This is a genomic window from Vibrio sp. VPAP30, assembly GCF_001188205.1.
GTDB lineage: Bacteria > Pseudomonadota > Gammaproteobacteria > Enterobacterales > Vibrionaceae > Vibrio > Vibrio bivalvicida.
This window is the reverse complement of the sequence record NZ_LBLS01000017.1, coordinates 79,086-90,379: the sequence shown is the minus strand read 5'-3', so window position 1 is coordinate 90,379 and position 11,294 is coordinate 79,086. Positions and strand designations below refer to the sequence as shown.

Sequence of the window (11,294 nt, the reverse complement as noted above, 5' to 3'; positions counted from 1 at the left end):
GTTACCCTAGATGGTGAACGGCTACGACGCGCTAGAACGAGAACTGAAGACCCAGTTCGTAACCGACCTCTGCAGCATCACGCTTGGCATACTCGAACCCAGCAACCAGACCAAACACAGAACCAAACTGAAAAACGTTATCGACCTTAAATTCGTCTCTGTCGAGAGCCAAAAAATCTCGTTGATAGGAGATCCCAAGTAACCAATGACGCGCGATCTGCTTTCTAAGCATGGCTTTGCAGTAAGTTCCGCGCTCAGAAAAAGATGGGCTATAATCACTGTCCGCACGGTAATTAACGGCCCCACACGACACAGAGCCGGCAACAGCGCCCCCAAAACGACCAATGACGCCACCGCCAGCTTGCCACGCATCCACCTCGGAACTGAATCGAGTGAGAAAATCCGCATTTCCTTCCACAAAGACGCTGTCAAACAGTTGAGCACTTACATCCAAATAAAGCCCCCCTAACGTTTTTGTCTCTTGGTTGTCATACTGGTTGTTCAGGTAAGGTTTCAGCGCCCCTGAATGAAAATTAGCGCCCTTATAGCCAAATCCGATATGTGAGAAATTATCCACGATTTCACTGGACGCCTGACTCGTCAGGGGAAACATGAACATAAACGGAATGAGTTTTTTAAACATAGATGTTGACCTTGTCTTTCAGGCAGAGAGGACTGGGGGTCAGACGGCACGACAACGCAACCCTAAGAACTGCTTTGTTAACATACCGTCTCACCAATCCCATAATGGCGACACCGTTGCAAAAAGACAGCGGTGTGTAGGACGTTGTTCCACATCATTTAAGTCGACATCAATAGATTGTGACATCAAGCTCAGCTTTGAATTTATGCAAATCGCTGCATTTGGTTCTTGAGCGGGCCGCGTTCGCTGTTTGAATTCAAGCCTGTTTTATTCTGTGGGGTTGCAGACTAAAAACGAAGCGCCACTCCGGCATACAGAGCATTGGTGTCCTCTTCAAGGACACGATATCCCCCTTTAATCGCCAGTTGCTGAGTAACATCAAAGCCCAGCTCACCGCCAAATGTTAAGCCAGAGTCATCCACTTTGTTTGAAAAATCTTGCTGAAAAGTTTGTCCATTGATGGTGTATGAGGCACTGCCTTTTGCGTCCAACCTCGTATAACCTACTTGGGCGGATAGATAGAAGCGATCAATGTAATACTTCGGCTTATAATTCAAACTCACACCCGTAATTTCAATGTTCCCGGAGCCAATGATGTTCAATGCAGGGAACGTATATTTTACACTTCCCGCATCAAAATACTCGAGTTCAACACCATGCTTGAAGGCACTCGAGGAAGGAAACACGTAACCCACTTGAATCGCATATCCCGCGTCTTCTTCTTTCTGCGCCGAAGGCAGATCGAGAAAGCTAGCTTGAAGATAGTCCACTCCGAGGTAAATACCATTCAGTCGCTCATTGGCATGTACTGGCGTGATATTTCCTACGCCTACTAATAGGGAAATTAATAGTGTTGTTGCACGTGTTTTCATTATTATCTCTCGTATTTGATTATTATGACGAGCATAACCCAGACCGACCAATGACATCGGACAATATAACCAGCCGTTTAGGACACCAGACTAAAATATGAAAACACTGCTTCCAAAAACAAACAAAAATAACGAAAAAATACAGCTTACCTTGTCAGTACAAATGAGACATATATCAATATCAATTCAGACTTTAATAAATTAAAATTCATTTATGTTGTTGTTTTATATGAACTTAAAATCCACACAAAGCATGTATAAAACAGGTTTAATATTTTATTGCCTAACAAATACTGGATAATTTTCCACGGAATTGAAATCCGATAAATTTGAGGGTAAGCATAATGTTATACGCAAAACCAAATACAGATGGTGCTATTATTCATTTTAAGAAAAAGTACCTCAACTATATAGGCGGGGAATGGGTATCCCCTGTCAAAGAGCAATATTTTTCAAACACTTCACCAGTGGATAATCGAGAGTTTTGTCAAGTCCCTGCGTCGACGAAAGAAGACGTCGACCTCGCTGTAGACGTTGCGCACAAAGCACTGGCAACGTGGTCTAAAACTTCCGTTACAGAACGCTCAAACCTGCTACTAAAAATTGCCGATCGCATTGAGGCCAACAGCGAAATGCTGGCCGTGGCGGAAACTTGGGACAATGGTAAACCTGTTCGCGAGACCTTAGCCGCTGATTTGCCGTTAGTGGTGGATCATTTTCGCTACTTTGCAGGTTGTATTCGAGCTCAAGAAGGCACAGCCGCTGAACTAGACAATCAAACGACCACTTACCATTTTCCTGAACCTATTGGGGTAGTGGGTCAAATCATCCCGTGGAACTTCCCGTTGTTAATGGCAGCGTGGAAATTGGCTCCGGCGTTGGCTTCAGGTTGCTGTGTGGTGTTAAAACCCGCTGAACAAACACCGGCCTCCATCCTAGTAATGATGGAACTGCTAGACGATTTGCTTCCTGCCGGCGTTATCAATGTTGTCAACGGCTTTGGTGCTGATGCAGGTCAAGCACTGGCAACACACAAACGTATTGCTAAGATTGCATTTACAGGTTCAACCGAAGTCGGCCAACAGGTGCTCAAATGTGCGGCAGACAACTTGATCCCATCAACAGTTGAACTAGGCGGCAAGTCACCAAACATCTTCATGGCTGATATTTTTGATCACGAAGACAGCTATGTCGATAAATGTGTTGAAGGTGTCCTCCTTGCGTTTTTCAACCAAGGTGAAGTATGCACCTGCCCTTCTCGTTTATTAATTCAAGAGTCGATTTATGATCGCTTTATGGCGAAACTTATCGAACGAATGAAGACCATTGTTCAAGGCAACCCATTAGATACCGACACTCAAGTTGGTTCCCAAGTGTCACAAGAGCAGTTCAACAAGATTCGCGGTTATATTCAACTTGGGTTAGATGAAGGGGCAGAGCTACTGGTCGGTGGTAACAGTCACGAGGAAAATGGTTACTTCATCGAACCGACACTGCTAAAAGGCAGCAACGAGATGCGAATTTTCCAAGAAGAAATTTTTGGCCCGGTCGTTGCGGTTACCACATTCAAAACGGTAGGAGAGGCACTTGAGATCGCTAACGCCACCGAATACGGTTTAGGGGCAGGGATCTGGACTAGAGACAACAACACTGCATATCATATGGCTCGTCAAATCGAAGCGGGTCGTGTCTGGGTCAACTGCTACCATGCTTACCCAGCCCACGCTGCGTTTGGCGGGTACAAAAAATCAGGTATTGGTCGCGAGACACACAAAATGATGCTGGGTCATTACCAAAATACCAAGAACATGATTGTCAGTTATAGCGTCAATCCGCTGGGTTTCTTCTAACGAGCTCGCACCCCCACTTGCCCGGCGCATTGCCGGGCATTTTATCCGAACAAAACATGGGGTAACGCCTCTGTCTTGATTGGCCTCGAACCGCGCACGATCATGGGTCCACGGCACAGCAGCAGAACCAACGACTAAGTTAACTTATCAACAAATCAACGAGCCAACACAGTAGGGAAATAAAGGGGAAGGCTCTCTCCAGTCAGGTCATCTGAAGAGAGCAGGTTGACCAGTCATTCGCTACGCAGTGAGTTAGCTAGCCGGTCAAAACTTAAGTGACTTATCCCTGAATAGCGCGTACGGCGGCAGAATAATCCGGCTCTTCGCTGATTTCCTTAACCAATTCAGCGTGCAAGATGTGACCTTCTTCATCCAAAACCACAACAGCACGTGACGTCAGGCCTCTCAAAGCCCCCTCACTGAGCGCAACACCGTAGTCAGCGGCAAATGTCGGCGAGCGAAAACACGATGCAATCACGACATTGCTGAGCTTCTCTTCATCAACGAAACGAGCAAGAGCAAACGGTAAATCCGCAGAAACGCAAACCACTTCTGCCCCTTGCAGTGAATCGGCTACGGTATTAAACGCTCGTACACTGTTTGCACACGTTGGCGTATCCACACTTGGGAAGATATTGAGAATGATGCGTTTCCCTTTAAATCTTTCTAACCCAAAATCGTTCAACTCCTTATCGCAAAGAGTGAAATTCGGTGCCATTTGTCCAGCAGTAACAAACTCACCAGCCAGTTGAACTGGATTACCTAAGAAAGTGACTAACATGATTACCTCTCGTTTTTAGTTTTTTAGTTTTGTCTTCGCCGTCAAAAGATAACGAACGAAGCCCGCACTGTTCCAAAAACGCCGTTCATCGACAAATGAACTAATCTAAACATTTGTGAATCAGACACAGTTAGTCAATAAGGTATTGATTAAAAGGCAATTATGATTTTCTTCGGAGCATACACTTTACCCCACCTTCTAGCAGTTTGGTGTAACATAGGACGCGCGCATTACTGTAGATAACTTGAATAACTTCATTACTCAAACGCCGAAGCGCATGCGCTTCGACCTCTATATAATTGTTCTCCGCGACTAGGCCTTCTGGCATCGAGAAGTCAGAAAACAGCATCAGGTTGTTGCTGTAAAAATCCGCATAGTAGCTGAAGTACAAATCGCGATCCTCGCCATAGATAGATCGACTAGAAAACGAGCGTTTGTTGAAAAATAGGCGATAAAACAACGTATGATAGTCTTCGTAAAAAGTCACATCACCGTTCATTTTGACGTTAACATTATTACTGTAGTAAAGGTGGGTGTTCGCCCCGTTCATAAAGGGAGGAACGTCTCGATATTTTAATCCTGCATTAACCAGCGCAGTCACAGTGACCATAAGTGCGAGGCGCTTTAGCCACTTATCGACAGAGGTCATTGATCATCCCTCCGATAAAGTAAAAGCTTTCCTGCAATGAAAAAGTAAAATTCTTTACGTCATCGGCGCCCGTGTGGTCATTAAGATAGAGACAGGATACGTAGTAATTACTTACTCCGGTAGAAATCACCAAATCAAGGGGTTGTTGGTAGCCCGTTAATCGCTTTTCCGAACTTAAATAATGATATAGTTTTTCGCTTGCTGGCTCTCGCTGGTACAGAAAATTTACCGACGCCCTTTTAACATTCACCCAATCATCAACTTGGAGGTTCCAATCGAAGCTTAATCGATTGATGATCCCACTCAGTTGCGCCACAAACAACATCATCAATAAAAGTAACAATAGCCACTTTACTTTCCTGTTAAAGGTGGGAGTTCTTACAGAGAGTTGGGGCAGATTGTGCACACTCGGCCGGAGAACATGTTCGCCTTCTCCATCCGCTGCACCGGGCTCAATCTCCCACTCAGAGTCCGCCATTTCCACGACATTGTCGTACAGTAAGTAGCCCTGAGAGGGCAACGTTTTGATGTATTTTTGCTCCTTCCCGTTGTCCCCCAGCGCTAACCTTATCTGCGCAATGCTCTGCGTCAAACTGGCATCAGAAACCACTCGCTCGCCCCAGGCTGATTTGAGGATCTCTCGTTTGGACACCACTTGTCCTTTATTTTCAATCAAAACTTCCAAGACTCTGCAGTCCGGTCCCTTCAGCTTGGTAGCTTGTCGCGTTTTTACGTTGACCAATTGTTCTCTGGCAAACGGGTACAACTGCCAAAGCGCATTGCACTGCGATCGTATCTGTACATTCAAATTAATTACCTATCTACAATAGCCGACGACGCCCTCCCTCCCTGAAGACGTCAGCTTGCTCAGCGTGAATGACGCATCACTGCGACTCTCTACGCCAAAACGGGCAAATCTTGTTAAGCGCTATTCTTCCTTAACCATTTAGCGTCAAGTCACCTTTCATCCTCTTAGGACGCGAGAACAAATACCCTTGTAGGTAAACGTGAGACTTCTTCGGTAAGAACTTCATCTGTGACGCTTCTTCGACCCCTTCAATGATCAATCCAACACCAATGCGCTCGCACAACTTAACCATAAATTTCAGTGTTTCACTGGCCGTCACATTGGTTTCACTGTCTTTAACCAGAGACTTATCAAGCTTAATGAAGTCGAAATATTTTTTGGACAGCAAGGCAAAATTTGAGTAACCACTACCAAAATCATCAATTGCAAATCGGAAGCCGGCTTGTTTCAGCGCTAAGAGATTGTCGCGGGTGTGCTTTCTTTCAAAGAAATCGCAGTATTCCACAATCTCAAAAATAATCTTACTGCGCAGCTCAGGGAAGTTTTCAGTGGCCGACATCACGTCAGCATAGAAATCCATCATGCTCAGATCCGAGTTACTGATGTTGATACTGATATCGGGAAAATTGTGCTCTGGGTTACTGATGAAACTGACGACTTTCTTAATGATCATCAAAGTCAATGAGTAGTGCAGAGGAGGCTCTTGCGCGACCAATGGCATAAACACCCCTGGACCGCCATACTCACTTCGCTTCCAACGCAATAGCACCTCAGCAGCGTAGACTTGCGAAGTGTTTAAGCTATAGCATATCGGTTGATGATAGAGCTCAAATTGATCCCCACCCTGACGAACGTCTTGATGCAAGGCGTGTATCGTGGCACGTTTCATCAAATTTAGGCTGTAGTCCTTATCACGATAGATGTACAACCCATCCGCCTGTTTTAGTGATTGAGAGACACCAAAGGCTATGCGTCGGAAAATTCGGTCTTTGGACTGATGCAAATCTCTGCTAGAGATGTCCATACTGGCAATGGCATATTCAAACGGAAGCACTTTACCTTTGATGGTTTTTTCTGAAGGCAAAGTACGCTTCAGCAATTGCTGCTGCTCAAGGATTTGCTCATGTTGCCAAACGGAATTCTTCGTAAAAATGAGCACAATGTACTTGTCTTCAAACAAGCCAATAATGCTCGGTGAAAGTGTTTTGCTCAACGTGTTATGCAATTCCGATTTAATGGCATTAGCGGTTCTCTGATCAAAAAAGCGGTAGTAATCAGGAGTACGACCTACGCAGATAATATGTATCACACTTTGTATGTTTTCTTTTCTCTCGTAGATTTTGCAAAACTTGTCTTGAATGTAATTGATGTTTGGGAGTTTATTCTCCTCACAGAAAAAATGTTTCGCTTTCTGTTTTTGCTGCTCTCGTTTGAGTCGTTGCATAAAAAACGACGTGGTTTCTTTTTCGCGGATAACGCGATGAGCGAGAACGATACATAATGTTGCAAGTAGACCAAAAATAATAAACGGTCCTGATATAGACAAAAATTCCAAGTGTCCCCCAAAATGGCAATGGTCAGCAAAACCTGCTGCCCTCATAACTTGACGTGAGTATTTCTATTATTCTTCTTCACGTCATTTCGAATTTAGCGACCTTCAACGAACGTTCTTATCAATAGCAACGCGCACGAGCGCCTCTCCTCACTCAATTGGTAGGAAAAACGGCGTAAATAACATTATTGTCAGCATTGATCAGTGAAATCTAAGATATAGATGACTCTTTTCAGTGATTACTCGAGTTATTATTTGCTAGGTTATCCGCAAAATAGTACTTGCGGGATTACAAACTCCTCATATACTGCTGTTATAATGTAATAGTATATAGGCAGTAGGCGGGCAATTATGTCGGTCGCCACCCTCAAAAGCGACCACCAAATAGGACATATTACCGAGTCAAATCAGCCACATATTGTTGGTGATGATGAACGAGATTGAGCAACACTGATGTGGGAATTTAGGCCTCAAAACGAAATTCAGCTTCGTGATAGGGAAACGGGACAAGAAAAACGATTAACGCACTCTGAATGTCAGATGCTGACATTGCTCATTGCCAATGCCGATCGCGTCGTGAGTAAAGAAGAAATACACCGCTTTGTGTGGAAAGAGAAATTCGTCTCCGACACCAGTATCACCAATACCATCGCTTCACTGAGAAAAGCTCTAGACGATAACGTTGAGGAGCAACGTATTATCCGTACCGCACCAAAGTTAGGCTATTTTATGATCGGGAACATGATCACATTGGTCGATGAATTGCCAAATGTTGCCGACCCTAAATCCGAACAAATCCTCAGCGCTGATTCGTTTCGAAATTGGCAGGTAGGTGTGTGTGTGTTTCTCCTTGTCGTGAATCTCGCCTTGTTTTGGTTTCTCTTTGTGCCTCCCAAACAAGCACAAGCCATTGATGTGCTCAAACTGACCACAGAAAACAACGCCTTTTTTGTTGAGTACAATGATCCTCATACACAACAGTTAATGGATGCCTTAGCAGGGCAAGCGTTGCCAAAGAACGTGGACTTCTATATCTCCTCTAATGGAACCCGTATTTACGTCAGTTGTGTCCGTCGTGAAGCAAAAACAACTGAGCGGAAAAGTGTCAACTTCTCCATCGATATTGAACGCCCAATCGAGATCATCCGTGATGAAGTATTACAAGAATGCCAATAAGTTTTTTCTCATCAGTGTTTGCGTTCTGCTGCTTATGCTACCGCTTCAATTAGTCGTTAATACCCATCTAGCGATACCCACATTTGCGCTCAACCCACACACGACCATCAAAAAGACCATTTTAACTTATGGTGTCGAGCCGGCCGACAAGATCGCGAGAAATCTCGATTATCAGCTCATTCCCTATGTCTTCAACCGATTTATTTTGCTGACCACGATTCACTTTGACAGTGGTGAAAAACTAAAAACTCAGTTTTTGATCACCTTTTGGCCTCAAGCTTTGTATTCGATTAAGTACATCAATCAGCTCGTTGAAGCCGACGAAACAAAGTACTTCGATCCCCCCGAACAACACGTACTGTTTGATGGTGGGGATGAGGCATTCCAAGTGTTAGAACAAAGTGACTCCCTCTATTGCTATATCCAGTTGTCAAACCAATCCGTCCAGTGTGTAGACATTGGTTTAAAAGACGAACGATTGGCAATGTAGTGTTTCGCCAAGAACAAATAATACTGAATGAAGGAAAAATGTGGACCTTTAACCCAACCGAAAGAAGACAACTGGTTAACAACCAAACTCAAGAGAGTCGCAAGCTAAAATCGACAGACTGCCAGATCCTCAAACTTTTGGTGGAAAACTCTGGTCAAGTGGTGTCGAAAGACAAACTAAATCATAGCGCCTGGCCAGAGCGAGTGGTCGCCCCCGCTAACCTGCCGCAAGCCATCGCTCAACTCCGCTTAGCTCTTGGGGATACTGGCCGCGAGCAACAGTTTATCAAAACCGTTCCAAAACAAGGCTACCTGCTGGTTGAGGGCGTCGTTACCTTTGCGGAAACTTTCTCTGACAACACTCAGGAGCTTCTCCCTCACACACCAGGTTCGGTCTCACCAACAGTCAGTGCAACGAACGTCCCCCCTGCGCGAACCAAGCTCGCGACGAAGCTGACAATAACCAGTTTATCGATACTCCTCGTGTTTGCCTTATCGTGGTTAATTCGTATTCTCTACATTGATGCCTTCACTGCCCGACAAATTTGGCAGCAAAGAACTTATCTCGGCATCACGTATTTTTTCCCAAACACTGACATCGGTACACAAGAGTATGAGGCCATCAAAGACACCTACCCCGAAAATGTCTTGATGATTTATCTTTCTGAGAACCCTGAGCAACACTACGTCTCTTGTGTCTACACTTCCTCAACACTTCGTGAACGCAGCACACAAAACTTGAGCTTCAGTCGAGATTACTCGACTTCCCAACGTAAGGAGGCCATTCGTGAATTATGCCAGTAAATGGATTGTTGCTCTCATTGTGACCAACCTCAGTGTGTTTGCCATAATTGGCGTTCTCAACGCAAAACATCACCCCGCGTTCCTGACGGGGCGTTACAATACGCTCATGTTTGCACACGGTTCGACCTACAGCTCGTCAGGAATTGAAGCATTCAAGCAATTTTATACTGTCGATCAAAACTGGTACGGACGGCATGATCTTCATTCCAGCTTTCTCTCACAGGGTGACAAAAAAACACTCAAGCTCTACTCGTCAGTCTATTTTTGGGGAGACAACTTGTTTTCTACCAGCAGCCCTTCTTACTCCAAAGATTACACTCCCAGTGTGGAACCTGACGTCACTGAAGCCCATTTAATTGACCAGCCGGTTCGGCAATTCTTCCAAACCCTCTACCAAGACAGGTATAACTTTTGTTATGTCAGTTTACTTACTAGCAGCGTTCAGTGCATAACGGCAGACCAATAAATTAGAGTAATTAACCTAATTCTTTCAACATAAATCGTTATAACCACTTTTGTTTAAATTAATATCATTATTTATCAGATACTTAATGTTGTTATTTAAAATCATTATGAAAAGGCATGAACCGATAATTTCGCATTTGTTCATTAGGATTCTGACCGAATTGGCGACATAGTATGGCCATATCAGACACCGCAACTTGGTCAGAAATGTCATGCTTACTCCATTACAGCCTTTGAGAATTACAGCGTTATTACTAGAAGGAATGCCAACAACGGCGATCTCTGGACCGCTCGAAATGCTCACTATTGCCGCTCAATTGGCCGGACACCCGGCGCCTGAGATCAGCTACGTTTCTCCTCACCAAGGTCCAATAGCGTCGTTCGCTGGTTTTACACTGTCAAACATCACGCATTGGCCAACGGTCAACGATGCAGACATCGTTTTGATTGGCTCTTGTGGAGAGCCCGATTCTAGAAGTTACCAGTTGCCGGATGACATGAAACAATGGCTAAAAAAGCAAATCGCTCAATGTAAATATGTCATCTGTATGTGTACCGGAGCGTTTCTTTTGGCAGAACTGGGGGTTTTAAACCGACGCAGTGCCACCACGCATTGGGTCCAAGTCGAGCGTTTCCGCCATCTCTATCCGGACGTCAAGCTCATGCCGCATCGCAATGTCACCCATGACGGGCCTTTTATTTGCACCTCGGGCATTCGCGAATATTATGAAGCAACAATCTTATTGATTGATGCCTTATTCGGTGCTGCCCATCGCGAAAAATGCGAACAATTCATGGGAGGCAATTTTTCGAACCAGCCCCTATGTTTAACCAGTTTTGCCCAATACCGTCAACACAGTGATGAACTGATCCATGGGTTGCAGGATTGGATGCATGATGCAGAGCCCAGCGCCCTATCTGTTGCCCTGTGTGCAGAAAAGAGTTTTCTCAGCGAACGACAAATGAAACGTCGTTTTAAAGCAGCAACTGGAGAATCTCCCATGAATTACATTCAGCGAATTCGTATCGCGATTGCAAGAGAAAAACTGGAGACCACCAAGTTAAATATCGATCAAATTTGCCAGCAAGTCGGGTACAGCGATACGAATCATTTCCGGCTGTTATTTCGCAAGTTCCATGAAATGACGCCAACGCAGTATCGTAAAGTCACCCAGCTATGCGCGAGCGCATAGTGACAAAGACTT

The 11,294-nt window shown here is 44.7% G+C and carries 12 protein-coding genes; 6 read left to right on the top strand and 6 right to left on the bottom strand.

Annotated elements, in window-relative coordinates:
• Positions 1 to 31: 31 nt before the first annotated feature.
• Positions 32 to 643 carry a hypothetical protein gene (locus ZX61_RS06390; RefSeq protein WP_004744238.1) on the bottom strand — a complete coding sequence of 204 codons (612 nt, stop codon included), beginning with the start codon at positions 641 to 643 and terminating at the stop codon, positions 32 to 34.
• A 287-nt stretch (positions 644 to 930) separates the two neighbouring features.
• Complete coding sequence (locus tag ZX61_RS06385) at positions 931 to 1,515, bottom strand: outer membrane beta-barrel protein (protein ID WP_004744239.1); 585 nt, start codon at positions 1,513 to 1,515, stop codon at positions 931 to 933.
• A gap of 344 nt (positions 1,516 to 1,859) precedes the next feature.
• On the opposite strand from ZX61_RS06385, the gene ZX61_RS06380 reads away from it, so the two are divergent.
• On the top strand, positions 1,860 to 3,365 hold the full coding sequence (locus ZX61_RS06380) for an aldehyde dehydrogenase family protein (protein ID WP_049843855.1): 1,506 nt from the start codon (positions 1,860 to 1,862) through the stop codon (positions 3,363 to 3,365).
• 280 nt (positions 3,366 to 3,645) lie between these two features.
• Here ZX61_RS06380 and tpx read toward each other — a convergent pair whose 3' ends face one another.
• The 4 genes from tpx to ZX61_RS06360 form a co-directional block, all read right to left on the bottom strand.
• Entirely contained in the window at positions 3,646 to 4,146 is a 501-nt protein-coding gene (tpx, locus tag ZX61_RS06375) for a thiol peroxidase (protein WP_004744241.1), read from the bottom strand.
• A 160-nt stretch (positions 4,147 to 4,306) separates the two neighbouring features.
• Positions 4,307 to 4,795 (bottom strand): hypothetical protein, encoded by a 489-nt coding sequence (locus ZX61_RS06370; protein WP_049843854.1) that lies wholly within the window; start codon positions 4,793 to 4,795, stop codon positions 4,307 to 4,309.
• On the bottom strand, positions 4,779 to 5,603 hold the full coding sequence (locus tag ZX61_RS06365) for a winged helix-turn-helix domain-containing protein (RefSeq protein ID WP_049843853.1): 825 nt from the start codon (positions 5,601 to 5,603) through the stop codon (positions 4,779 to 4,781). Before ZX61_RS06365 ends, ZX61_RS06370 begins: the two co-directional genes overlap by 17 nt.
• Before the next feature lie 130 nt (positions 5,604 to 5,733).
• Complete coding sequence (locus ZX61_RS06360) at positions 5,734 to 7,149, bottom strand: EAL domain-containing protein (protein ID WP_230300142.1); 1,416 nt, start codon at positions 7,147 to 7,149, stop codon at positions 5,734 to 5,736.
• Positions 7,150 to 7,608: 459 nt separating this feature from the next.
• Between ZX61_RS06360 and ZX61_RS06355 the strand changes: the two genes are divergently transcribed.
• From ZX61_RS06355 to ZX61_RS06330, 5 genes are all read left to right on the top strand, one after another.
• Complete coding sequence (locus ZX61_RS06355; protein ID WP_049843852.1) at positions 7,609 to 8,331, top strand: winged helix-turn-helix domain-containing protein; 723 nt, start codon at positions 7,609 to 7,611, stop codon at positions 8,329 to 8,331.
• Positions 8,306 to 8,821 carry a hypothetical protein gene (locus tag ZX61_RS06350; RefSeq protein ID WP_004744246.1) on the top strand — a complete coding sequence of 172 codons (516 nt, stop codon included), beginning with the start codon at positions 8,306 to 8,308 and terminating at the stop codon, positions 8,819 to 8,821. The genes ZX61_RS06355 and ZX61_RS06350 overlap by 26 nt, the downstream gene beginning before the upstream one ends.
• 38 nt (positions 8,822 to 8,859) lie before the next feature.
• Positions 8,860 to 9,624, top strand: coding sequence for a winged helix-turn-helix domain-containing protein (locus ZX61_RS06345; RefSeq protein WP_004744247.1), 765 nt, complete (start codon positions 8,860 to 8,862; stop codon positions 9,622 to 9,624).
• Positions 9,608 to 10,090 (top strand): hypothetical protein, encoded by a 483-nt coding sequence (locus tag ZX61_RS06340; RefSeq protein WP_049843851.1) that lies wholly within the window; start codon positions 9,608 to 9,610, stop codon positions 10,088 to 10,090. The genes ZX61_RS06345 and ZX61_RS06340 overlap by 17 nt, the downstream gene beginning before the upstream one ends.
• Before the next feature lie 211 nt (positions 10,091 to 10,301).
• Positions 10,302 to 11,282 (top strand): GlxA family transcriptional regulator, encoded by a 981-nt coding sequence (locus ZX61_RS06330; RefSeq protein WP_004744249.1) that lies wholly within the window; start codon positions 10,302 to 10,304, stop codon positions 11,280 to 11,282.
• Positions 11,283 to 11,294 lie beyond the last annotated feature (12 nt).